Source organism: Flavobacterium sp. WC2416, from assembly GCF_041200095.1.
Taxonomy (GTDB): Bacteria; Bacteroidota; Bacteroidia; order Flavobacteriales; family Flavobacteriaceae; genus Flavobacterium.
Genome location: NZ_CP165626.1, coordinates 3,835,793 through 3,858,573, shown reverse-complemented (window position 1 = coordinate 3,858,573; position 22,781 = coordinate 3,835,793). Strand labels below are relative to the sequence as shown.

Genomic DNA, 22,781 nt, shown 5'->3' with positions numbered 1-22,781 from the left:
TTTAACACATTAACAGTCAGAAACTTAGCTTTTTTTAAAATATTTTTTAACACAAAAATAGCTTTGTAATCTATATCCCTTTGTTTAAAGGTAATTCGGCAACTACAAAAGTGCTTCCGCCGATATAAATAAAATCATTTTTTGTAGCATTATTCCTAACGGATGCGTATGCATCTGATACAGAGCGGTATGTATTTCCTGTTAGATTGAATTTTTTAGCTGTAGTTTGTAAGATTTCGGCATCTAATCCACGGGGAATGTTGGGTTTACAAAAGTAGTAAAAAGCGTCAATTGGGAATAAAGGTAGAATTTCATTCAAATCCTTGTCATTTACTAAACCAAGGACAATATGTAATTTCTCAAATGTTTCTTTTTCTATTTGATGTAGTACAATAGATAAACCTTCTTTATTGTGAGCGGTATCACAAATGATTTTAGGGGAACTTCCTAATTGTTGCCATCTGCCTTGAAGTCCAGTATTTTTAACAACGTTCAATAATCCGTTTTCAATATTAACTTGGGTAAGACTAAATTCATTTTGCGTATTTAGAATACTGATCGTTTGAAGAACTGTTTTTTTATTGAATTCTTGATAGTCACCAATTAAATCAGATGGGAATGTTTTTGAAATTAAGTCCGAAGCAAAATAAATTTCAGAATTACATTCTGTAGCCTTTTTAATAAAGACTTCTTTTGTTTCAGGAGTATATTCTCCAATAACCACTGGAATTTCAGGTTTGATAATTCCTGCTTTTTCAAAGGCTACTGCTTCTAGCGTATTTCCTAAAAACTGCGTGTGATCTAATCCTATATTGGTAATTACGGATAGTAATGGGGTAATGATATTGGTTGCGTCGAGTCTTCCGCCCATTCCTACTTCGATAATGGCAATATCTACTTTTTCTTTCGAAAAATAATCAAATGCAAGACCGACACTCATTTCAAAAAAGCTGATTTCATTGGACTCAAAAAATGATTTATTTGTATTGATAAATTCGCAGACGAATTCTTCTGAAATATCTATTCCATTAATTTTTATGCGTTCTCTAAAATCTTTTAAGTGCGGGGAGGTGTATAGCCCTACTTTGTAACCAGCCTCTTGTAAGATGGAGGAAAGCATGTGTGAAGTAGATCCTTTTCCATTAGTGCCTGCTACATGAATACATTTTAAATTTTTATGCGGATTAGCAAGATGATTAATCAGGAGGTGTGTGTTTGTTAAATCTTTTTTATAGGCCGATGCACCCTGAAGTTGATACATAGGAAGTTGATTGAACATCCATTCTGTAGTTTCTTGATAATTCATTTTATTGCAAAGTTTAGAAAATTGAGTTCAATTTTCAAATAAATATTATTCTCCTAATTTGAAGTTCACAGTGATGAAACCTATTTGTGTTTCGGGAGCATTTGAGTCAGGTTGCCATTTGTATTTTCTAGCTGTCGCTAATGCGGGTTCTACAAGACAAGGGTTTGTGTTTGTTGTTCCTTTGGTATATTTTGCAGCAACGACATTTCCGTTTCGGTTAACAGTTATTTGAACGACAACTGTTCCAAATTCATTACATTTTTGTACTTCTTTACCTCTAGAACTAATACTTCTTCCATTTAAACCCCATCCGCTACCATTTCCTGTTCCTGTTCCAGAACCGTAGTAGCTGTTAGCATAAGGATCTCCGTTTAAGCTTCCTTTGTCGCCTGCTACATTGTCATTTCCTTCTCCTCCTTTGGCTTTTCCATCGGATTTAGGACCGTTTATCAAACTGGATAAGGCATCTGAAGTACTTTTTGAGGGTTTTGGATTTTCTTTTGGTTTTGGTTTTACCTCTTCTGTTGCAACTTGTTTAGTGGGTTGCGCTTTTTTAACCTGTTTGATAACAACTGCTTCTTCAATATCTTGAGCTAGTATTTCGTCTTCACTAGATGCAGCCTGCTTGGCAGCTGTAGGTTGTGGTGCTGATTGAATGGCTTCGGTAGGTTGAATGTCTCCAGACCCAAACTCTGAGGTTCCAAAATTGATTGCTATTCCATTTTCTGGTGGTGGATCTAAAGAGGTTAGTCCTAAATAAAAAAACAAGATGAACATTAACACAAAAAGAACTGATGTGATAACGAATGACTTTTTTTCTTCTTCTGTTTCTAAATATTTCATGTAGAATAGATCTGTTTTTTTTGAAATGCAAATAAAGTTATTTTGGCCTAACAGCCAAAACTACTTTGATTTGGTTTCTGTTTGCAATATCCAAAACGTTTACGGCTTTTTCGATTGGCACTCCTTCTTCAGCTCTTAGAATAATAGCTTTGGTTTTATCAGCAGAAAATAATGCTAATAATTTTGATTCTAATTCAGTTTCGGAAACAGGTTCTTTATCAATAAAAAACTCTAATTTTTTATTGATACTTACGGCAATATTTTTATTACTATCCGTTTTTCCTTTTGCTTTTGGTAATACTAAGTCTAATGCATTAGTGGTAACCATTGTTGATGTTAGCATAAAGAAAATAAGTAATAAGAACACAATATCAGTCATGGATGACATATTGAATTCGGCACTTACTTTATTTCGTCCTCTTAAATTCATAAGTAGATTGTATTTTTTTATTTAAATCCTAACTGTTAAGCTGGATCGTTTAATAAATCCAAAAAGTCAACTGCATTTGCTTCCATTTGGTGAACAATTTTATCGGTTTTTACAACTAAGTGGTTGTAACCTACAAACGCGATAATACCTACGACTAAACCAACAACCGTTGTTGTCATGGCAGTGTAGATGCCTTCGGATAGTGCGCCAACCTCAATTTGACCGCCAGCTGTTGCCATTTTATGAAATGCTTGAATCATACCTACAACTGTTCCTAGGAAACCTGTCATTGGACCTGCTCCAGAAATGGTAGCCAACATACTTACATTTTTTTCAAGCTTGTATATTTCTAATTTTCCAGCATTTTCTATTGCCGTATTAATGTCGTCTAGCGGTTTTCCTATCCTTGAAATTCCTTTTTCAATTAATCGTGCAACAGGAGATTTAGAATGAGCACAGGCCATTTTTGCGTTATCAATGCGACCATTTTTAATATTTTCTTTAACTTGACCCATAAAATTCACATCGATTTTTGATGCTGCATTGATAGCCATCAAACGTTCGAAGTAAAGATATAGCGCTACAAAAAACATTAGGAATAAAGAGGTCATGATGATCTGACCCGCTAATCCTCCGCTAGTTATTAATTCGATAATGGATAAAGTTTTTTCTACAGGAACCGTTTCGGCTAAACTTTCACGAGCAACAGATAAGGTATCTGCTTGTAACAATATGTTCATAAAATTTTCTTTATTATGGAAACGCTAATATATTATAAAAATTGTTATTTTTTAGGATAAAAATGGTAAACAAATATTAATTATTTTTATACTTATTTTAGGTGAAAATAAAAAGTCCGTCTGACAGATTCGTTTTAAAACGAATCTGTCAGACGGACTTAAAATGAATTAATATTGCCTTTTTAATCTATTAAATTACACTAATTGTTTTAAAGCAATTTCAAATGCAGTAGCACTAATGTTTGTTTTAGAATTGTTTAAAGCATGTGCTTTTACAATGGCATTTTTTATAATTTCTGATGTGTCTTGAAAAATAGCTTCATCGGTCATTTGTACTTTCTTTTCCATGAAATAAGCAAAAACTCTAGCCATTCCGCAATTTGAAATGAAATCAGGAATCAAACTTACTTTATGGTCTACATCTTCCATAATTGGGCCGAAAAATATTTCTTTATCAGCAAATGGAACGTTAGCACCACAAGAAATCACTTCTAGTCCACTAGCAATTAAACTGTCAATTTGAGATTGAGCAACTAAGCGAGAAGCAGCACATGGTGTGAAAATTTCAGCACCAATTGTCCATATTTTTTGATTTATTTCCTCAAAAGGGATCATGTTTTTAGCTACTAATTTATTCCCGTCTTTATTAAGGAATAATTCTTTTATTTCTTCAAATGAGAATCCTTCTTCATTGATTAATCCACCATCTCTATCGATAATACCAATTACTTTGGCGCCCATTTCGGCCAAATAGAAAGCAGCAGCTGAACCTACATTTCCAAAACCTTGAACAATTGCTTTCTTTCCTTTTACATCACCACCATAAGTTGAGTAGTAATGGCGAACTGCTTCGGCAACACCAAAACCAGTAATCATATCTGCAATCGTATATTTTCTTGCCACATCAGGGGAGAATTTCGGGTTTTCGATTACTTTAACCACTCCTTGACGTAGTTGACCTATTCTATTTATTTTATCTGCTTCAGTAGGTTTAAAGTGACCATTAAAAACACCTTCTTGTGGATGCCAAACGCCACATTCTTCCGTCATTGGAATAACTTCGTGAATTTCATCGACATTTAAATCACCACCAGTTCCATAATAACTTTTTAATAAAGGAGAAACGGCTTTGTACCAGCGTTGTAAAACGCCTTTTTTTCTTGGGTCATTTGGGTCAAAATTAATACCAGATTTGGCACCACCAATTGCTGGGCCAGAAACTGTGAATTTTACTTCCATCGTTTTTGCTAACGACAAAACTTCATTTATATCCAATCCTTTTCTCATTCTTGTTCCACCACCGGCAGCACCACCACGCAACGAGTTAATCACAGTCCAGCCTTCTGCATCTGTTTCAGTGTCTTTCCAATTGAATACAATTACAGGTTCTTTATTTTCAAATTTCTTCAGTAAATCTTTCATTTTGTTGCGATATGTTTAATTTGTACAAATATAAAAAATAGAATAATGCGAATTATGTATTTGTGTATTTATTTTGCATAGTAAATTTTTCCAGAACTATGGTCCTTTTTTGCTCCCGTTACACTTGATAATACGTTGATTTCATTACGTAATTTCAATACGCCCAAGAAAGCAAAGATCAGTGCTTCTTTAAATTCTAGAATTTTAGCATTGGGAATTATTATTGCTATATCAGGTAAATGATGGTGTATGCGCTCTATTAGAAAATCATTATAAGCTCCGCCGCCAGTTATGAAAAGACTTCCTTTTTTAGTTGGTAACGCTAAAGCAATTTGTAGCGCTACATGTTCTGTGAAAGTATGTAATTTGTCTTCTATAGTAATAGTGAAACTTTCAATCAAGGGTAAAACAGTTTCTTTTACAAATTCAAAACCTAAGGATTTAGGATGTTTTTTTTGATAAAAATCCAATTCATTTAGTTGCTTTAAAAGCGCTTCATTGGTATTTCCGGATCTTGATATTTCCCCTTTATCATCGTAATTGAATCCCAATTGATTGGCGTAGTAATTTAATACGGTGTTAACTGGTGAAATATCAAAAGCAATACGTTGATTATTTTCTTCGAATGAAATATTAGAAAATCCACCTAAATTCATACAATAATCGTATTCTGAAAACAAAATACGATCCCCAATAGGAACTAATGGAGCACCTTGACCGCCTAGTTGAACATCTTGGACTCTAAAATCACAAACAACAGTCTGATTAATTAAAGAAGCAATTTCAGGTAAATTTCCTATTTGTAAGGTGAAGCCTTTTTGAGGTTGATGTAAAATAGTGTGTCCATGGGAACAGACAGCATCAAGATTTTCAATTTTATTTATTTTTATAAAATTTGAAATAATAGTAGCGAGAAGGGTAGTGTAATCTTGATTTAATTTTTCTAATTTATTTGTCGAATAATCTACTGCTGATTTTAAAGAATTGATCCAATTTGTGTCATAAGAAATAGTTTCAGATTCTAGGATTTTAAAATTCCATTTGTTATTTTCGACAGTGAAGATTATGTGTGATAAATCGACTCCATCTAGAGAAGTGCCTGACATGACACCTATAATATTATACTTTTCTTTTAACATTGGCTTAATTTACGAAATCGTTTGAAATATGATTTATAATAATTACTTTTGGCAACAAATTTAACAACATTTAATTTACAATAAAAATATGGATTTTAATCTTACCGAAGAGCATTTAATGATTCAACAAGCGGCAAAAGATTTTGCTAATACTGAATTGTTGGGTGGAGTTATAGAAAGAGACGAGCATTCAAAGTTTCCTACTGAACAGGTGAAAATGATGGCTGAGCTTGGGTTTTTGGGAATGATGGTCGATCCTAAATATGGTGGGTCAGGATTAGATAGTATTTCTTATGTTTTGGCAATTACCGAAATTGCAAAAGTAGATGCTTCAGCTGCGGTTATCATGTCAGTAAATAATTCATTGGTTTGTGCGGGTATTGAAAAATATTGTAATGAAGAACAAAAAATGAAATATTTAGTGCCTTTAGCTAAAGGGGAGGTAATTGGTGCTTTTTGTTTATCGGAGCCAGAAGCGGGTTCTGATGCGACTTCTCAAAAAACAACAGCAATAGATAAAGGAGATTATTATTTACTTAACGGTACAAAAAACTGGATTACTAATGGATCTTCGGCATCAACTTATATTGTAATTGCCCAAACTGATATTGAAAAAGGACACAAAGGGATCAATGCTTTCATTGTTGAAAAAGGATGGGCTGGTTTTGATATTGGTCCAAAGGAAAAGAAAATGGGAATTCGTGGATCTGATACTCATTCATTACTATTTAATGATGTGAAAGTTCCAAAAGAAAATAGAATAGGGGATGATGGATTTGGATTCAATTTTGCCATGTCTGTTTTAAATGGAGGAAGAATTGGAATTGCTTCTCAAGCCTTAGGAATTGCAACAGGAGCTTATGAATTAGCATTAAAATATTCGCAAGAGCGTAAAGCTTTTGGAAAAGAAATTTTCAAACACCAAGCTATTGCTTTCAAATTAGCTGATATGGCAACTCAAATTATGGCTGCCAAATTGTTAGTTCTTAAAGCGGCATCTGAGAAAGATGAAGGTAAGGATATTTCACAATCTGGAGCTATGGCTAAATTATTTGCTTCACAAACCGCTATGGATACTACAATTGAAGCAGTACAAATTCACGGTGGAAATGGTTACGTATCCGAATATCATGTAGAACGTATGATGCGCGATGCTAAAATTACGCAAATCTATGAAGGGACATCTGAAATACAACGAATTGTAATTTCAAGAACGTTAGTTTCCTAAATTTTATAAAATATTTTTTTTTAACCATTAAGGGGTAAGTAGTTGAGATGTAAATCATCTTAATGGTCTTATTTCTTAGTGGTTTTTTAATTCTAAAAAAGTGTACATTTACCCAAAAGTTTCCTTTTATGTACGATGATTTAAAATATTGGTACTTGCGCGATCATAAATTATTCCGGACTTTAAGTTTTGGACAAATCAAGCAATTGTGTATTATTACGGGGTTTAAAAAGGCTCAAAAAGGAGAGGTTATTTATTTCAGTTCTTCAGATGTGCCTCGAATTTTTCTTTTGAAAAAAGGGAACATAAAAATAGTGGCAGTAGACGAAGAGGGAAATGAAACCATAAAAGACATTATTCAAAAAGGCGATTTGTTTGGGGAACTAACTTTAGAATCCGACAATCAAGCCAATGAGTATGCCAAAGTATTATCTGATGATGTAGCTATTTGCAGTTTTTTACTATCGGATTTTGAAGATCTATTATTGAGCAATCCTAGTTTGGCTTTATCCTATACTAAATTTGTAGGTTTGAAAATGAAGCGAATAAAAAATAGCTACTCTAATTTGATTTCTAAAGATGCCAAAACCAGACTACTATTGTTTTTAAAAGACTGGGGTGAAAGCGAAGGAAAAAGAACGGGTAACCGAATTGTGATTGAAAATTATTTGACTCAAAACGATATTGCTCAAATCATTTGTACTTCAAGACAAACCGCTACTCAGTTATTGAATGAAATGGAAACGAACGGTATAATTGCCTACAACAGAAAAGAAATAATTATTACGGATATAAATAATTTGTAGTTATTTTTATTGAATTGCAAACTAGGCGACAATTGCTTCTTAAATTACATAGTAGTTTTGTATTAATAAAATGAAACACTATGAAAAAATTATTTAGCCTTGCTTTATTTGCAATAGTATCGCTTGTAAATGCCCAAAATGAATTGCCTAAAACGGCAACAGATATTTCACCTTTGTTAATTGGTGAGAAAATTCCAGATGTTATCTTGAAATCAGTCGATAATCAAGATGTTAATTTAGCCTCCCTATTTAGTAATAAAAAAACTGTTTTAGTTTTTTATCGTGGTGGATGGTGTCCATATTGTAATCTACATTTATCCGCTTTAGGTGAAGCCGAAGCAGCATTAATAGCTTTAGGATACCAAATAATAGCAATTAGTCCAGATTCTCCAACAAGTTTGAAAGCTACTGTAGAAAAAGATAAAGTAAATTACCTTTTATTATCTGATAGTAATGGAAAGCTTGCAAAAACGATGGGAATTGCTTTTGAAGCTCCAGAAAATTACAAATTTATGTTGGCTAAAAGTTCTGATGGTGTAAATAGTAGTTTTTTGCCCGTTCCCTCTGTTTTTATTTTGAATGTAAATAAGGAAATCGAATTTGAATTTATTACTCCAGATTTTAAACATAGAATTACAAATGATCTTTTGATTGCAGCTGCTAAATCTTTAAAAGAATAGAAATGAAAAATTATTTTTTTGTTTTGATACTGGTTACTGTTTCTACTTTTGGCTACGCCCAAGGTTGTAGTGATGCAGGAATATGTTCAATAGGACATGGTTTTCAAAGTGACGAAAAAGAATTAAAAAATAGTGTAGGAATTGCTTCTGTTTTTGGTGCTGGTGAGGCTGATGTAACCTATTTTTCTCCATTTATTTCCTATACTAGAAAAATAAATGAAAACTGGTCGCTGAGTAGTAAGGTGACATTTTCTAGTGCCAATGGTGCATTTGGAACTTCAACTTCATTAGGAGATGCATTTCTGTCAGGGAATTATACCTTTGAAACAAAGAATAATAAACAATGGAGTACATTATTAGGTTTTAAAATTCCTTTTACAAATTCCGATTTAAAAATTGATGAAAAGTCACTGCCATTAGATTATCAATCAAGTTTAGGAACGTATGATTTATTTATTGGAGGGAATTTTAAATATAATAATTGGGATTTTAATTCAGCTATTCAAATCCCAGTAATAAATAATAATAAAAACTCTTATTTTAAAGAGTTTTCAGGCACTAATGATTTTCCGTCTACAAATAGGTTTGAACGTAGGTCAGATGCATTGTTTCGAACAACTTATACGCTAAAAACTGCCAATAAAAAATTTATCTTTAAACCGAATGTTTTATTTATTTATCATCTAGGAGAGGATAGTTATGAGACTATTCAGGGAGATAGAGAAAAAATAAAAGGGTCAGATGGTTTAACTATTAACGGGAATTTATTAACCACATATGTAATAAATAATCATAATAGTATAGAGCTCTCAATGGCAACTCCATTTGTAATTAGGGATATCCGTCCAGATGGTTTGACAAGGGCTTACGTTGTTAGTATTCAGTATAATATAATATTTTAATTGATTTGTAAGATGAAAAACCGTATTTTAATTGCCGCAATATTTTGTTTGATTTCTTTATTATCATTTGCACAAAATGAGAGTAAAAGACTAACACAATTTAATCTAGAAAAGAAAGTAGCTATTCAAGGCTACGATCCTGTTGCTTATTTTAAACAAGGTAAAGCAGTAAAAGGGAAAAAAGAATTGGGATCTATTTATGAAGGAGTGAATTATTATTTCTCATCAGTAGAAAACAAAGATGCTTTTGCAAAAAGCCCAATGACTTACGAACCACAATATGGAGGTTGGTGTGCATTTGCAATGGGAGATTCTGGTGAAAAAGTCGAAATTGATCCCGCAACATTTAAAATTGTTGAAGGTAAATTATACTTGTTTTATAATGCCTATTTTAACAATACATTGAAAAGCTGGAATAAAGATCAATCCAATTTGAAGGCAAAAGCCGATACAAACTGGAAGAAGTTTTTTAAATAAAAATAAAATTATGAAATCACCACTGATAACTTGGTTATTGCGCCTTATTGTTGCAGTAATTCTAATTCAAACTTTGTATTTTAAATTTACTGGTGCCGAAGAAAGTGTTTATATTTTCTCTACTTTAGGGATGGAACCTTATGGAAGAATAGGCTCAGGGATTGCCGAATTGATAGCGTCGATTTTAATTGTGTATCCAAAAACAACTTGGATTGGGGCATTAATAGGCATGGGAGTAATGATAGGTGCTATTGCATCTCATTTATTTGTTTTGGGTATAGAAGTGCAAAATGACGGGGGAACTCTTTTTATTTTGGCTCTAATTACCTTTATTTGTTGTTCTCTTTTGGTTTATCAAAATAAGAATACAATACTCAATTTGTTAAAATTAAAATTGTAATATGCTGATACCTTCTATAAATACGAGCTTGAATGAATTGGTAGATTTGCTTGTTCAACTCCCAGATTCTGAATATGCTAAGCCTTGTGTTTCGCTAAGTGATTCTACTATTGGCGAACATACGAGGCACATTATCGAGATGTTTCAGTGTCTTGAGAATAATTATAATTTGGGGATAGTGAATTATGATAAAAGACCACGGAACAAATTAATTCAAACCGATACTGATTTTGCCATATCTCAAATTAAAATGGTCCAAAATTCATTGGAAAAAGAAAATAAAAAGTTAGAATTACAGCAAATAATTGATAGTGAAGAGCTTCGTATTGAGAGTAATTATTTCAGAGAATTGCTTTATAATTTGGAACATTGTATCCATCATCAGGCTTTAATAAAAGTGGCGATTTTACAAATTGATACTATTGAAGTAGATGTCAATTTTGGAGTGGCACGTTCAACAATTGAATATAGAAATCAATGTGCACAGTAAGTTTTGTAAAAGTGGATAACAAAGTCATCATTACCTCCAATCGCGATGAAAAGGTGATAAGGCCCAGTGCAATTAAGCCCAAAAATTACATAGTAAAAGGCAAAAATGTCATTTATCCAAAAGACCCAAAAGCGGGAGGGACTTGGTACGCAGTGGATGACGATGGGACTATTTTGGTTTTATTGAATGGTGCCAATGAAAAACATATCCCAAAGCTTCCCTATAGAAGAAGCCGTGGTTTAATTGTTTTAGATATCATAAGCGAAGTATCCCCAAAGGATTTCTGGAATGAGATTGATTTAGATAACATTGAACCTTTTACTTTAGTTTTATTTCAAAATGGGGCGCTTTTTCAATTAAGATGGAACGGTTTAAAAAAAGAGGAGGTTGTTTTAAATGCAGATGATAGACACATCTGGTCTTCGGCTACTTTGTATCCCGATGAAATTAGAAAAGAAAGAGCAGATTTGTTTTATACCTTCTTGGAGGAGAATGGGGCAATTTCAGAAAAAGAAATGTACCAGTATCATCGCTATACAGATAAAGACAATCATCAAAATGGGTTGGTTATCAATCGAAATAATGAAATGAAAACGCTAAGTATTACGCAAGCCATAACTGAACAAAATAAGGTCGCTATTCGTCATTATGATTTAATATCCCAAAAAGAATCGTGCACTTCATTTATTATAATTTAAAAATACCCTAAGTGATATTTAACAGAAATTCTAAATTACTACTACACAAGATAACCCATTGGGAATATTGGCCTTTCCAATTGGTCTATATTCCTATTTATTTTCAATGGGCCTTTTACGCTATAAAAGCAAAATCAATTTTTTTCTTTAATGCGTCTAATCCCACGATAAAAAATGGAGGATTTATTATGGAATCTAAAAAAGCGATTTATGATTTAATCCCTCAAAAATATTATCCCAAAACGGAATTAATTAGAGAAGGGACTTCATTAGAATCAATAGAAAATACAATTAAATCCTCGGGGATAAAATATCCTTTGATCGCTAAACCTGATATTGGTTTGCGTGGTTCAGGAGTTAAGAAAATTGAAACTATTACTGATTTAAAGCAATATGCCTCCAAAGCCAATTTTGATTATGTAATCCAAGACTTAATTCCGTTTCAAAATGAAGTGGGGATTTTCTATGTACGATACCCCAATCAAAAATCAGGAAAAATTACAGGAATTGTTTCCAAAGAATTTTTAATTATTACAGGAAACGGTATTGCAACAATCGAAGAGTTAATAAAGGAAAATCCGCGTTATGAATTGCAATTAAAAGTACTACAGCAGGAATACGGTAATCGTTTATTAACCGTTTTAGCTGTAGGGGAAAAAATAAATCTTGTTCCCTACGGCAATCATGCCAGAGGGGCTAAGTTTATTGATGGGAGTGACTGGATAACTCCAAAATTGGAAGCCGTTATTAATGAAATGTGTTTGCAAATACCAGGCTTTTATTTTGGTAGATTGGATGTCATGTATAATACGATTGAAGAATTGGAAAACGGAAAAAACTTTTCGATAGTGGAATTAAATGGAGCTGCTAGTGAACCAACTCACATTTATGATCCCAAACATTCTTTGTTTTTTGCTTGGAAAGAATTGTCACGACACATTAGCTATATGTTTGAAATTAGTGTTGCCAACAATAAAAAAGGCGTGCCATATCTGGCTCACAAAGAAGGTATGAAAGAATACAGATTGCATCTAGAACAGAGCAATAAAATTGTCAATTTTTAACAGCAATGAAAATAATAAAGAATATTCTTGTGGGGTTTGTTGTGAGCTTTTTGGGTTCTATTCCACTGGGATATTTGAATTTTATAGGCTTTGAAATTTACACTGAATTTGGAATAAATAATTTACTTTTATATTTATTGGGGGTTATTGTTATTGAATCTCTGGTTATTTATTTCACTTTAATTTTTGCTGCTAAATTAGCCAATAATAAAAAATTAATGAAGGTAATTGACATCTTTGGTGTTTTCTTTTTATTGCTTTTGGCCTATTCCTTCTACTCTCATTCTACTCAATCTGTTTCGAATCAACATTATTTAGAAAAATACATTATCTATTCTCCTGTTGTAATCGGTTTATTTTTAAGTAGCATTAACTTTTTGCAACTTCCCTTTTGGACGGGTTGGAATTTGTATTTGATAAATGGAAAATATATTCATGTGAATGGAAAATGGAAGTTTTTTTACATTCTAGGAACGCTAATAGGAACTTTTTTAGGAATGCTAGCTTTGGTTTTTTTCTTGAATACAATATCTCAAAACGCAGATAGCTTCTCTAAATACTTAATGCCTGTTATAATTCCAATGCTCTTTATCGTTATGGCTTGTTTACAAAGCTATAAAGTTTTTAAAAAATATATTAGATAGTTTATTTGATTGATATTTTATTCCTTCTATAAGATAGCTTTTTTCATGTCGTAAGTCATAATGAAGTAGTCATTACTATTGAATTGAAAATCGCCAATAACAGTCCATTGTAATTTTTCACTATGGGCTTTTAAGGAAGGGATATTCTTTTTATTGATAAATGTCAAAGCCAATGGATATCTTTCCACAATATGGCTTCTCATGAATTCAAAAAGAGGTCTGATTAATCCTTTGCCACGATAGTCCGCATGAATGCATATAGGACCGTATTGAAAACTATTGGTTGTAGTAATGGGATTAAAATCTTGAAAAGTAAGATTTGGAAATAAGGAACTCATGTAGTTAAAAATAGGCCATTGGTTAAAAAAAGCCCAGCTTTCTGCAAAAATATAAGCGATGACTTTTTGATTGTCTTTGGCAATAAATAAACCTTTATTTTCTATGACTTGAGTCAACTGAGCAATTGTAAATGGCGTTGTCACAAAACCAAATTCTTTTTCGGCTTCTGTTAAATTAGAAACTAAATATAATTCTTGTAATGATAAAACACCGTCGATGTCTTGAATTGACGCAATTTCTAATGGGATGTTTTCGGTCATTTTAAAGGAATTTAGTAGCGTTATTTTTTTTGCAAAAATAAAAATAATTTGAGATTTTTTTATATTTAGATTAAAAATAATCGCTTGTTTTAAATAGTACTTTTTAATGGATTTGTTTATTTTTGCTAAATGAAAAATATTATTGTAACAGGTACAAGTAGAGGAATAGGGTATGAGTTGGCTTTGTTATTTGCAAATGCAGGACATCAAGTATTGGCTCTCTCTAGAAAAACCCCACGTATCCTTATAGAACATAAAAACATAAGCTGTCTATCAGTTGATTTATCAAATGAATCAGATTTAGATAGTGTAAAAGATTTTCTTTCTAGTTCATGGAAAAAAGTAGACGCTATTGTTCATAATGCGGGAAGTTTGTTATTGAAACCTTTTTCAGAAACAACTCAAGATGATTTTGAAGCTGTTTATAAAGTCAATGTTTTTGGGGTTGCAAATTTAACTCGTATTTGTTTGCCATATTTACAAAAAGGGAGTCATGTAGTAACAATAAGTTCTATGGGTGGAATTCAAGGAAGCCTAAAGTTTGCTGGACTAGCGGCATATAGCTCTAGTAAAGGAGCGGTTATAACGCTTTCTGAATTACTTGCTGAGGAATATAAAGAAAGAGGAATTTCGTTTAATGTTTTGGCATTGGGTTCAGTTCAAACAGAAATGTTGGCTGAAGCTTTTCCAGGATATCAAGCTCCGATATCTGCAAGTGAAATGGCGGACTATATTTTCAATTTTACATTGACTGGAAATAAATATTACAACGGGAAAGTACTAGAAGTTTCTTCTACAAACCCATAAATTAACAACTATTTTGAGCGAAACTCTAGCTAGATATATTCCTGAACATGCTGTAAAACCAGTTTTTGAATTGATTGTTGCGAATCAAGTACATCTTAAGATTGTAAATGAGCGACAAACTCGTCATGGTGATTATAGAAAAGGATTAAATGGTAAACATGAGATTACTGTTAATTCTAGCTTGAATAAATATAAGTTCCTAATTACATTAATACATGAGATAGGACATTTGGTGGCCTTTGAAAAGTTTGGTCGAAATATAAAACCTCATGGTCAAGAATGGAAATATTCGTTTCAACAACTCATGGTTCCTTTTATTCGTCCTGAGATTTTTCCAAATCATTTATTACCGTTAATAGCTAGACATTTTAAAAATCCAACTGCTAGTAGTGATACAGATGCTAATTTGTCTTTAGCATTAAAGCAATTTGATAAACAAAATGATAAAAATTATATTTTTGAAATTCCATATGGCAGTGTTTTTAGAATTCAAAATGGAAAGATTTTTAAGAAAATTGCAATAAGAACTAAAAGGTTTGAATGTTTAGAAATTAACTCTGGAAAATTGTATCTTTTTAATCCAAATGCTGAGGTAGAGTTATTACCTAGTTAATAATAAAAAACGGACTTTGGTTTTTAAATCAAAGTCCGTTTTTTATTAAAATGGTATTTTTATTTATTCCTTCAAATACGCTTCTCTTACTTTTTTGAATAAATTAGAAGAGTAGACAAAATCAACTACTGCTTGATTATCTGTTCTAAAAATTTCTTCTTTTGTTCCTTCCCAAGCTTTTAATCCATTTTTAAGAAATAAGATGCGTTCTCCGATTTCCATCACTGAATTCATATCATGTGTATTTATAACGGTAGTGATATTGTATTCCTCCGTTATCTCTTTAATCAAATTATCTATTAATATAGCAGTGTTTGGATCCAATCCAGAGTTTGGTTCATCACAAAACAAGTATTTAGGGTTGTTTACAATGGCACGGGCAATAGCCACACGCTTTTGCATTCCTCCAGATATTTCTGATGGGAGTTTCTTATGAGCGTCAGTAAGATTGACTCTTTTTAAAACAAAATCTACACGTTCTTGGATTTTAGTTCCGTTGTCTCTAGTAAACATTTTCAAAGGGAAACCCACATTTTCAGCAACAGTCATGGAATCAAATAAAGCACTGCCCTGGAAAACCATTCCAATTTCGGTTCTTAACTCTCTTTTTTCATCTGCTTCGAGTTCCGAATATATTCTACCATCAAAACAAATTTTCCCAGATTCCGGCTGATGGATACCAAGTAAACTTTTTAACAAAACCGTTTTTCCAGAACCACTTTGCCCTATAATTAAATTGGTTTTACCAGTTTCAAAAACAGTTGATATTCCTTTAAGAATTTTGACACCACCAAATGATTTTTCTATGTTTTTTACTTCTATCATTACGTTAAGAGTAATTGTGTTAAAATATAATTCATCAAAATAATGGTTACGGAAGTCCAAACAAATGATACTGTACTTGCCTTTCCTACTTCAAGTGCTCCACCTTTCATATAATAACCATGAAAAGAAGGAATAGTTGCCAATAGCAATGCAAAAATAAAGGTCTTTATAAAAGCATAAGCAATATGAAAGGGTATGAATTCTCGTTGTATACCATCTATAAAATCAGCACTACTACCAAAACCACCATAAACACTAGCAATATAACCACCAAGTATTCCTAGAAACATAGCAATCCCAATAAGGAACGGATATAATAATAAAGCCATTAACTTAGGGAAAACTAAATAGTTTAATGAGTTTACGCCCATCACTTCAAGTGCATCTATTTGTTCCGTTACTCTCATGGTTCCAATACTCGATGTGATAAATGATCCCATTTTTCCTGCCATTACCACAGAGATAAACGTGGGTGCAAATTCTAAAATAATAGATTGACGAGTAGCGAACCCTATTAAGTACTTTGGTATTAAAGGGTTGGTCAAGTTTAATGCTGTTTGTATAGCAACAACTCCACCAACAAAAAATGAAATAAAGGCAACAATACCAAGAGAACCAATGATTAAATCATCTATTTCCTTAAATATAAGTTTTTTCATTACAGACCATTTGGTTTGTTTATTGAAAATCTCCCCTAACATTAAGAAATATTTCCCTACTTGTGATAAATATCGAATGAGCATCATAGTTTTAAAATATAGTCAAAAATAGTTATAAGTTATGAGTTATGTGTTATGAGTTCAGGCTTTTTAGAATAGAGCAATTAACCAATTAATTTCTCTTTCATTTTCATTAAACGATACTTTCGAATAAATCGTGCTTGTTCTTTTGTAACCATTAAAGGCGTTTTTGCTGATTTTGCTTTCCAAAAACCGCTTAGATAGTCGATAAATAGGAGGGGCTTCTTTTTCATCATTGCCAGTTTTGCTGATGCAATTGCAGTAATGATAAAACCGTAGCCTAAAGTGTAAAACGCTTCCCCTTGTTTGTAACGAGCCGTTTTACTATAATTAGCGCCAGTAGGTTTTAAATGTTTTACATGTAAAGTAGCATCAGTGACTACTTTCCAATTATAGAATTTACAAAGTAATTCATCAACCGTATCCCAACCCATTTGTGCTTTTAGTCCACCTATTTGTTTGAATGTTTCTTTTCTGTATGCTTTTAACGCACCACGAATATGATCTTTATCTGTTAAATTTTCTAGAATCCATTCTCCATTTTTCTCAATATAACAAAAGCCTCCAGCCATACCAATAGTGGAGTCTGATTGAAAATGCTTGACAATTGTTTCAAAATAATTATTTGGAAAAATTAGATCGGCATCCGCTTTCATCATAATATCATACTGATCATCTAGTGATTCTAAACCAGCGTTGAATGCTTGGATAACTTTGCTTCCTGGTAAATGAATGGCGCTTGACTCTTTGTTGACTAATGTGATAAACGGATGTTCTTTGGCGAAAGCCAAAACAATCTCTGCCGTTTTATCAGTTGAGTTATCATTAACAATCACTACTTTTTTTGGCAATAGTGTTTGAGAAATCAAGGATTCCAATGTTAAAGTAATAAGTGCCTCTTCGTTGTGTGCGGGAATAACTACGTAGTAATTCATTATTTTATCTTTTCGGCATAAACAATATAATACCTATTAGTGAAATAGCGCAATAAAGGGCGGATTCCAAGTTTCTTTACTGGATTAGTCCATTTTTGTCTGTCGATGATTTTCCAGCCTGTTTTTTCTAATAACCAATCGAGTTGCCAATCTTCAAATTCGTGGTAATGTCTGTCCCACATATCCGTTTTACTTCGGTATGCTGGAGAAAACCACAATCGCATTGGGATCGAAATAAAAAGTTTGCCTGATTTTATTTCACTTAAAATGGTAAACGGATTCAATAAGTGTTCGAAGATTTCAAATGCAGTAACTACATCTTGTTTTTCTTTTGAAAATATAGATTGATCAAGATCTAAATCTTCACCAGTAGTGTTTCTTACAGTATAGCCATCTTCTTTCATGATTTTTGAAAAAGGATTTTCAACGCCTAAATCTAGAATGCTTTCTGTAGTTGAAATGTGTTTGTTTAAAAATTCTAAAGTATGTTTGAATCTTTTATTAGGAAACGTTTTTTCGTACATTTTTGTTATAGTTTATCCAAAGTGCAAATGTACAAAGATATATTTCTTCTATTGCAGATTTCAACTCAGTTTGTTTCATGTTGAATCATTTATAAATAAAAAGGCCACTATTATATGAGAATAGTGGCCTTTTATAAATATGTTTCGAAATATTAATATCTATAAATAAAGGCATTTACATTCATTCCAGCTCCAACAGAAGCAAAAAGAAGAATATCTCCTTTATTGATTTTTTGATCTTTTATTTCACCTCTAATTAATAAGTCAAATAAAGTAGGCACAGTAGCTACACTACTATTTCCTAATTCATGAATACTCATAGGCATTATGTCTTGGGGTACTGGTCTGTCATGAAGTTTGTAAAAACGTTGTATGATCGCTTCGTCCATTTTTTCATTGGCTTGATGAATAAGAATTTTCTTTACATCATCAATTCCAAGACCACTTTTATCCAAACAGCTTTTCATTGCAGCTGGAACAGTAGTTAGGGCAAATTCATAAATCTTACGACCATGCATTTTTATGTATCGCGTGTCAGGATCTAGTTCCGTATTGTAGGATGGTCCAAAAAATAAATAATTAGCTTCGTCCATAGCATAAGTTCCACTTTCATAAGAAAGTAATCCAGTTTCATCGTCTGAAGCTTCTATTATCGAGGCACCAGCACCATCCGAATAGATCATCGAATCTCTATCATGGTCGTCTACAACTCTAGATAATGTTTCAGACCCGATAACTAAACAACGTTTGGCCATGCCAGATTTAATAAAAGCATTAGCTTGTAATACGCCTTCAATCCATCCAGGACATCCAAAAAGAATATCGTAGGCGACACATTTAGGGTTTTTTATTTGTAATTTATTTTTCACTCGTGTTGCTAAACTAGGTAACATATCCGATTGAGATGTGCCACTTTTTACATCACCAAAATTGTGTGCGAAAATAATATAATCAATCGTTTCTGGGTCTATTGCTGCGTTTGCTATCGCTTTTTGAGAAGCAAAGAAGGCAAGATCTGATGAGGTATACTGATCTTCGGCATATCGTCTATGCTCAATTCCTGTAATCCCTTTAAATTTATTAATTATAATTTCATTTGGTTTCCCAAATGGTGTTCCGTCTTCATTTAAAAAAATATGATTACCAAAATCGGTATTGCTTACTTTCTTTTCAGGAATATAACTTCCTATTCCAGTTATTTTTATTTTCATGGTTTTATTTTTCCAAAAATTTAGGCTAATTTAAAGATAAAAAAATAATTACAGCTATATTATTTACTATGCACGCATATAATTATAGGATATTAATTATTTGGCTAATTTACTGATGATTTTTTAATAAATATCCGAAAACGATGTAGTTTTTACAATGCTATTTGTGATTTTCCGATTAGAATTTTTTTTCAGGAGTTTTTTTCTAATTAAATGTTTCTAAAATAAGTAGTTGTAAAAGGAATAAAAAAAATGCCTCGAAATTTGACTGTCTCCAAAAAAGTTAGACATTATTTGGGAATAGGAAACATGAAATATGCTTTTATTTCGCAACAATGCAGCTACAAAAAAAATACAAAATGGATGTTTTTATTGCTATGAAGGAGCAGTTTTATGGCTAAATCTCTTTGGATGGATTGCAGTTGGATTGCTATTTTATTTTTTATAATAGTAAAAGGAGTACTGTGTGTGAGTTTAGATTTTAAAAGATAAAAATGGTTGCCTTTCCATTTTTTGCATGTATCTGCAACATATGTTTTATACCGTGCTTCAAATATTCTATTAATAAAATAGCTTTAAAACTATATTTACAACTAGTTATTTATTAATGTGTTGATAAAAAAATAGGGTGTCTTCTCCTCAATAATTTTAGTTCTTTTTCCTTTAGTATCTAAAATTGAATGTATAATATGGTAGTACATTATTAAAGAGATGGTCTTATTATGATAGCGCTAAACAAGTACTTCGTTGATTAGTCCTTTACCTACGTCGCATCAGGTGTTTTTTTTTGCATTTAATAAACAACATTAAAATCTTAAACTTATATAATTATAAAAATAATGAGGAAACCAACTTACGTAGCGTTATTCTTTTCGCTTACTATTTCATTTTTTGGTCACGCACAATCTAAAAAATATTTAGATAAAAGTAAAACAATAGAAGAACGCATTTCTTTGTTAATAAAAGAAATGACGCTGGAGGAGAAAGTAGGACAAATGAATCAATATAATGGCTCATGGGATTTTACAGGACCAAAACCAGAGGTTGGCTCGGAAGAAGAAAAGTACAACCATTTAAAGAAAGGCTGGGTTGGTTCGATGCTTAGTGTACGTGGAGTGAAAGAAGTTCGCGCAGTACAGAAAATAGCCGTAGAAGAGTCGCGCCTAGGTATTCCGTTGATTTTTGGGTTTGACGTCATTCATGGATACAAAACAATTAGCCCAATTCCGCTTGCTGAAGCTGCTAGTTGGGACTTAGAAGCTATTAAAAAATCAGCTGCTGTAGCCGCAGACGAAGCTTCGGCATCTGGTTTAAATTGGACATTTGGTCCTAATGTCGATGTTTCAAATGAAGCCCGATGGGGTAGAGTAATGGAAGGAGCAGGTGAAGACCCATATTTAGGAAGTAAGATTGCCGAAGCTAGAGTAAAAGGTTTTCAAGGTGAAAAATTAGATGCGCCTAATACCATTGCCGCCTGTGCTAAACATTTTGCAGGATACGGTTTTGTTGAAGCAGGTAAAGAGTATAATGGAGTAGATATGAGCAATTCTAAATTATACAATACGGTTTTACCTCCTTTTGAAGCAGCAGTTAAAGCGGGTGTGCGTACTTTTATGAATTCATTTAATACTTTGAATGGAATTCCTGCAACCGGAAATAGTTTTTTACAAAGGGATATATTAAAGGGAAATTGGAAGTTCAGTGGGTTTGTGGTTTCTGATTGGGCTTCAATAGGCGAAATGATTACTCATGGGTATGCTAAAGATGGTGCCGATGCATCAGCTAAGGCAGCTATTGCAGGATCAGATATGGATATGGAGTCACATCTGTATGTAAAAGAATTAGTAGGATTAGTAAAAAAGGGTACTGTAAAAGAAAGTGTAGTTGATGATGCAGTTCGCCGTATACTTCGAGTAAAATTTGAGTTGGGTCTGTTTGATGATCCCTATAAATATTGTGATGAATTCCGTGAAAAAGCAACAATAGGGAACAAAGCAAACAATGATGCGGTACTAGACATGGCCAAGAAATCGATTGTTTTATTAAAAAATGAAGGAAGTCTATTGCCATTAAAAAAATCTGGATTAAAAATTGCGATAATAGGAGCCTTGGCTAATGATAAAAATAGTCCGTTAGGAAGTTGGAGAATTGCTGCCGATGATGATACTGCTGTTTCTGTTTTAGAGGGAATGCAACAGTACAAAAACAATAAATTAGTGTATGAAAAAGGAACCGATGTGTCGGTCGGAAAACAACTCTTTGTACAGGAAGTGCAAATAAATTCAACTGATTTCTCTGGATTTGAAGCAGCCAAAAAAGCAGCAATAGAGTCAGATGTAGTGGTTATGGTTCTTGGAGAAGTTGGTTTTCAAAGCGGGGAAGGTCGCAGTAGGACTGAGCTGGGTTTGCCAGGGAATCAGCAACAATTACTAGAAGAGATTTACAAAGTAAATAAGAAAGTAGTTTTGGTTTTAAATAATGGGCGTCCTTTAGCATTGCCTTGGGCTTCGGCTACTATTCCTGCTATTGTTGAGGCATGGCAGTTAGGTACACAAACTGGAAATGCGGTAGCTCAAGTGTTGTATGGGGATTATAATCCAAGTGGTAAATTGCCAATGTCGTTTCCTAGAAATGTAGGGCAATGTCCTATTTATTACAATAGTTATTCAACGGGAAGACCTATAGATAAAGATAGTAATGTTTTTTGGTCACATTATATTGATGTCGAAAAAACACCTTTATATCCTTTTGGTTTTGGATTAAGTTATACTAATTTTAAGTATGCCAATCTAAAAATTAGTAACACAACTCCTAAAAAAGGGGAGCAAGTAAAAGTTTCAGTTGAAGTGTCAAATATGGGACAATATGATGGTAAAGAGGTTGTGCAATTGTATGTAAATGATGCCGTGGCAAGTATAGCGCGACCAGTAAAAGAATTAAAAGGGTTTGAATTGATAGTGTTAAATAAGGGGGAAACAAAAACAATTGAGTTTAATTTGACCGATAAAGAATTAGGGTTTTATAATAATGCAGGAGAATTTTTAGTTGAAAGTGGTTTGTTTAATATCATGGTTGGTGGAAATTCGATTGAAGGATTGAGTTCGAGCTTTGAATTGAAGTAGTCTGTTCAAGGAATCGGCTCAAAGCCATTTCTATTTAAGGATTAGATTGTATTATGCAGTGTTTTTTGTGCCATCTGCTGTTGTAATACACTAAGATATCCTTGGATGGAAATGGTTTTTTTGGGTGTTATTTTTT

At 32.7% G+C, this 22,781-nt stretch carries 25 protein-coding genes; 13 read left to right on the top strand and 12 right to left on the bottom strand.

What is annotated here, in order from left to right:
- Nucleotides 1–70 precede the first annotated feature (70 nt).
- The 6 genes from AB3G39_RS16435 to AB3G39_RS16410 form a co-directional block, all read right to left on the bottom strand.
- A complete protein-coding gene (locus tag AB3G39_RS16435) occupies nt 71–1,306 on the bottom strand; it encodes a folylpolyglutamate synthase/dihydrofolate synthase family protein (protein ID WP_369765725.1) in 1,236 nt (411 codons plus the stop codon).
- Between the two features lie 45 nt (nt 1,307–1,351).
- Nucleotides 1,352–2,149, bottom strand: coding sequence for an energy transducer TonB (locus tag AB3G39_RS16430; RefSeq protein ID WP_367773476.1), 798 nt, complete (start codon nt 2,147–2,149; stop codon nt 1,352–1,354).
- Between the two features lie 37 nt (nt 2,150–2,186).
- Complete coding sequence (locus AB3G39_RS16425; protein WP_367757099.1) at nt 2,187–2,579, bottom strand: ExbD/TolR family protein; 393 nt, start codon at nt 2,577–2,579, stop codon at nt 2,187–2,189.
- A 35-nt stretch (nt 2,580–2,614) separates the two neighbouring features.
- Complete coding sequence (locus AB3G39_RS16420; RefSeq protein ID WP_369765724.1) at nt 2,615–3,319, bottom strand: MotA/TolQ/ExbB proton channel family protein; 705 nt, start codon at nt 3,317–3,319, stop codon at nt 2,615–2,617.
- Between the two features lie 195 nt (nt 3,320–3,514).
- Nucleotides 3,515–4,741, bottom strand: coding sequence for a Glu/Leu/Phe/Val dehydrogenase dimerization domain-containing protein (locus AB3G39_RS16415; RefSeq protein ID WP_369753095.1), 1,227 nt, complete (start codon nt 4,739–4,741; stop codon nt 3,515–3,517).
- 68 nt (nt 4,742–4,809) lie between these two features.
- The gene (locus tag AB3G39_RS16410; RefSeq protein WP_369765723.1) at nt 4,810–5,880 is read right to left on the bottom strand and encodes an anhydro-N-acetylmuramic acid kinase; all 1,071 of its coding nucleotides are present in this window, start codon (nt 5,878–5,880) and stop codon (nt 4,810–4,812) included.
- Between the two features lie 88 nt (nt 5,881–5,968).
- Between AB3G39_RS16410 and AB3G39_RS16405 the strand changes: the two genes are divergently transcribed.
- From AB3G39_RS16405 to AB3G39_RS16360, 10 genes are all read left to right on the top strand, one after another.
- Nucleotides 5,969–7,108: an acyl-CoA dehydrogenase family protein gene (locus AB3G39_RS16405; RefSeq protein WP_369765721.1), complete on the top strand. Its 1,140-nt coding sequence runs from the start codon at nt 5,969–5,971 to the stop codon at nt 7,106–7,108.
- Nucleotides 7,109–7,236: 128 nt separating this feature from the next.
- Nucleotides 7,237–7,914, top strand: a complete 678-nt coding sequence (locus tag AB3G39_RS16400; protein WP_367757109.1) for a Crp/Fnr family transcriptional regulator — start codon at nt 7,237–7,239, stop codon at nt 7,912–7,914.
- Between the two features lie 80 nt (nt 7,915–7,994).
- On the top strand, nt 7,995–8,594 hold the full coding sequence (locus tag AB3G39_RS16395) for a peroxiredoxin-like family protein (RefSeq protein ID WP_369765719.1): 600 nt from the start codon (nt 7,995–7,997) through the stop codon (nt 8,592–8,594).
- A gap of 2 nt (nt 8,595–8,596) precedes the next feature.
- Nucleotides 8,597–9,496: a hypothetical protein gene (locus AB3G39_RS16390; protein WP_369765718.1), complete on the top strand. Its 900-nt coding sequence runs from the start codon at nt 8,597–8,599 to the stop codon at nt 9,494–9,496.
- Nucleotides 9,497–9,508: 12 nt separating this feature from the next.
- Complete coding sequence (locus tag AB3G39_RS16385; RefSeq protein ID WP_367757115.1) at nt 9,509–9,973, top strand: YHS domain-containing (seleno)protein; 465 nt, start codon at nt 9,509–9,511, stop codon at nt 9,971–9,973.
- A 10-nt stretch (nt 9,974–9,983) separates the two neighbouring features.
- Complete coding sequence (locus AB3G39_RS16380; protein WP_367757117.1) at nt 9,984–10,373, top strand: DoxX family protein; 390 nt, start codon at nt 9,984–9,986, stop codon at nt 10,371–10,373.
- A 1-nt stretch (nt 10,374) separates the two neighbouring features.
- Entirely contained in the window at nt 10,375–10,863 is a 489-nt protein-coding gene (locus tag AB3G39_RS16375; protein ID WP_367757119.1) for a DinB family protein, read from the top strand.
- Complete coding sequence (locus AB3G39_RS16370; RefSeq protein WP_367773488.1) at nt 10,851–11,561, top strand: NRDE family protein; 711 nt, start codon at nt 10,851–10,853, stop codon at nt 11,559–11,561. The genes AB3G39_RS16375 and AB3G39_RS16370 overlap by 13 nt, the downstream gene beginning before the upstream one ends.
- Nucleotides 11,562–11,572: 11 nt before the next feature.
- A complete protein-coding gene (locus AB3G39_RS16365) occupies nt 11,573–12,625 on the top strand; it encodes a D-alanine--D-alanine ligase (protein WP_369765717.1) in 1,053 nt (350 codons plus the stop codon).
- A gap of 5 nt (nt 12,626–12,630) precedes the next feature.
- The gene (locus AB3G39_RS16360) at nt 12,631–13,269 is read left to right on the top strand and encodes a hypothetical protein (protein ID WP_367773492.1); all 639 of its coding nucleotides are present in this window, start codon (nt 12,631–12,633) and stop codon (nt 13,267–13,269) included.
- Nucleotides 13,270–13,295: 26 nt separating this feature from the next.
- Here AB3G39_RS16360 and AB3G39_RS16355 read toward each other — a convergent pair whose 3' ends face one another.
- Complete coding sequence (locus AB3G39_RS16355) at nt 13,296–13,868, bottom strand: GNAT family acetyltransferase (RefSeq protein ID WP_369765716.1); 573 nt, start codon at nt 13,866–13,868, stop codon at nt 13,296–13,298.
- A 129-nt stretch (nt 13,869–13,997) separates the two neighbouring features.
- Here AB3G39_RS16355 and AB3G39_RS16350 point away from each other — a divergent pair, with 129 nt between their 5' ends.
- Both AB3G39_RS16350 and AB3G39_RS16345 read left to right on the top strand, forming a co-directional pair.
- Nucleotides 13,998–14,675 (top strand): SDR family NAD(P)-dependent oxidoreductase, encoded by a 678-nt coding sequence (locus AB3G39_RS16350; RefSeq protein ID WP_367757128.1) that lies wholly within the window; start codon nt 13,998–14,000, stop codon nt 14,673–14,675.
- A 13-nt stretch (nt 14,676–14,688) separates the two neighbouring features.
- Complete coding sequence (locus AB3G39_RS16345; protein ID WP_369765714.1) at nt 14,689–15,288, top strand: SprT-like domain-containing protein; 600 nt, start codon at nt 14,689–14,691, stop codon at nt 15,286–15,288.
- A 63-nt stretch (nt 15,289–15,351) separates the two neighbouring features.
- Here AB3G39_RS16345 and AB3G39_RS16340 read toward each other — a convergent pair whose 3' ends face one another.
- The 5 genes from AB3G39_RS16340 to AB3G39_RS16320 form a co-directional block, all read right to left on the bottom strand.
- Nucleotides 15,352–16,113, bottom strand: coding sequence for an ABC transporter ATP-binding protein (locus tag AB3G39_RS16340; RefSeq protein WP_367757132.1), 762 nt, complete (start codon nt 16,111–16,113; stop codon nt 15,352–15,354).
- Nucleotides 16,113–16,859 (bottom strand): MlaE family ABC transporter permease, encoded by a 747-nt coding sequence (locus tag AB3G39_RS16335; RefSeq protein WP_367757134.1) that lies wholly within the window; start codon nt 16,857–16,859, stop codon nt 16,113–16,115. The genes AB3G39_RS16340 and AB3G39_RS16335 overlap by 1 nt, the downstream gene beginning before the upstream one ends.
- 77 nt (nt 16,860–16,936) lie before the next feature.
- Nucleotides 16,937–17,788, bottom strand: coding sequence for a glycosyltransferase family 2 protein (locus AB3G39_RS16330; protein WP_367757136.1), 852 nt, complete (start codon nt 17,786–17,788; stop codon nt 16,937–16,939).
- Nucleotides 17,788–18,312 carry a methyltransferase gene (locus AB3G39_RS16325; protein ID WP_369765713.1) on the bottom strand — a complete coding sequence of 175 codons (525 nt, stop codon included), beginning with the start codon at nt 18,310–18,312 and terminating at the stop codon, nt 17,788–17,790. Before AB3G39_RS16325 ends, AB3G39_RS16330 begins: the two co-directional genes overlap by 1 nt.
- A 152-nt stretch (nt 18,313–18,464) precedes the next feature.
- The gene (locus AB3G39_RS16320; protein WP_369753102.1) at nt 18,465–19,523 is read right to left on the bottom strand and encodes a 3-oxoacyl-ACP synthase III family protein; all 1,059 of its coding nucleotides are present in this window, start codon (nt 19,521–19,523) and stop codon (nt 18,465–18,467) included.
- An 839-nt stretch (nt 19,524–20,362) separates the two neighbouring features.
- Here AB3G39_RS16320 and bglX point away from each other — a divergent pair.
- On the top strand, nt 20,363–22,645 hold the full coding sequence (gene bglX, locus AB3G39_RS16315) for a beta-glucosidase BglX (protein WP_367773502.1): 2,283 nt from the start codon (nt 20,363–20,365) through the stop codon (nt 22,643–22,645).
- The last annotated feature ends 136 nt before the right edge of the window (nt 22,646–22,781 follow it).

What these genes read in the sequence shown, in the direction of transcription:
- AB3G39_RS16385 (WP_367757115.1), top strand. Translation starts at nt 9,509, where the DNA reads ATGAAAAACCGTATTTTAATTGCCGCAATATTTTGTTTGATTTCTTTA.
- AB3G39_RS16375 (WP_367757119.1), top strand. Translation starts at nt 10,375, where the DNA reads ATGCTGATACCTTCTATAAATACGAGCTTGAATGAATTGGTAGATTTG.
- AB3G39_RS16370 (WP_367773488.1), top strand. Translation starts at nt 10,851, where the DNA reads ATGTGCACAGTAAGTTTTGTAAAAGTGGATAACAAAGTCATCATTACC.
- AB3G39_RS16350 (WP_367757128.1), top strand. Translation starts at nt 13,998, where the DNA reads ATGAAAAATATTATTGTAACAGGTACAAGTAGAGGAATAGGGTATGAG.
- AB3G39_RS16405 (WP_369765721.1), top strand. Translation starts at nt 5,969, where the DNA reads ATGGATTTTAATCTTACCGAAGAGCATTTAATGATTCAACAAGCGGCA.
- AB3G39_RS16340 (WP_367757132.1), bottom strand. Translation starts at nt 16,113, where the DNA reads ATGATAGAAGTAAAAAACATAGAAAAATCATTTGGTGGTGTCAAAATT.
- AB3G39_RS16390 (WP_369765718.1), top strand. Translation starts at nt 8,597, where the DNA reads ATGAAAAATTATTTTTTTGTTTTGATACTGGTTACTGTTTCTACTTTT.
- bglX (WP_367773502.1), top strand. Translation starts at nt 20,363, where the DNA reads ATGAGGAAACCAACTTACGTAGCGTTATTCTTTTCGCTTACTATTTCA.
- AB3G39_RS16435 (WP_369765725.1), bottom strand. Translation starts at nt 1,306, where the DNA reads ATGAATTATCAAGAAACTACAGAATGGATGTTCAATCAACTTCCTATG.
- AB3G39_RS16415 (WP_369753095.1), bottom strand. Translation starts at nt 4,741, where the DNA reads ATGAAAGATTTACTGAAGAAATTTGAAAATAAAGAACCTGTAATTGTA.
- AB3G39_RS16425 (WP_367757099.1), bottom strand. Translation starts at nt 2,579, where the DNA reads ATGAATTTAAGAGGACGAAATAAAGTAAGTGCCGAATTCAATATGTCA.
- AB3G39_RS16420 (WP_369765724.1), bottom strand. Translation starts at nt 3,319, where the DNA reads ATGAACATATTGTTACAAGCAGATACCTTATCTGTTGCTCGTGAAAGT.
- AB3G39_RS16355 (WP_369765716.1), bottom strand. Translation starts at nt 13,868, where the DNA reads ATGACCGAAAACATCCCATTAGAAATTGCGTCAATTCAAGACATCGAC.
- AB3G39_RS16395 (WP_369765719.1), top strand. Translation starts at nt 7,995, where the DNA reads ATGAAAAAATTATTTAGCCTTGCTTTATTTGCAATAGTATCGCTTGTA.
- AB3G39_RS16325 (WP_369765713.1), bottom strand. Translation starts at nt 18,312, where the DNA reads ATGTACGAAAAAACGTTTCCTAATAAAAGATTCAAACATACTTTAGAA.
- AB3G39_RS16330 (WP_367757136.1), bottom strand. Translation starts at nt 17,788, where the DNA reads ATGAATTACTACGTAGTTATTCCCGCACACAACGAAGAGGCACTTATT.
- AB3G39_RS16410 (WP_369765723.1), bottom strand. Translation starts at nt 5,880, where the DNA reads ATGTTAAAAGAAAAGTATAATATTATAGGTGTCATGTCAGGCACTTCT.
- AB3G39_RS16430 (WP_367773476.1), bottom strand. Translation starts at nt 2,149, where the DNA reads ATGAAATATTTAGAAACAGAAGAAGAAAAAAAGTCATTCGTTATCACA.
- AB3G39_RS16400 (WP_367757109.1), top strand. Translation starts at nt 7,237, where the DNA reads ATGTACGATGATTTAAAATATTGGTACTTGCGCGATCATAAATTATTC.
- AB3G39_RS16380 (WP_367757117.1), top strand. Translation starts at nt 9,984, where the DNA reads ATGAAATCACCACTGATAACTTGGTTATTGCGCCTTATTGTTGCAGTA.
- AB3G39_RS16360 (WP_367773492.1), top strand. Translation starts at nt 12,631, where the DNA reads ATGAAAATAATAAAGAATATTCTTGTGGGGTTTGTTGTGAGCTTTTTG.
- AB3G39_RS16335 (WP_367757134.1), bottom strand. Translation starts at nt 16,859, where the DNA reads ATGATGCTCATTCGATATTTATCACAAGTAGGGAAATATTTCTTAATG.
- AB3G39_RS16320 (WP_369753102.1), bottom strand. Translation starts at nt 19,523, where the DNA reads ATGAAAATAAAAATAACTGGAATAGGAAGTTATATTCCTGAAAAGAAA.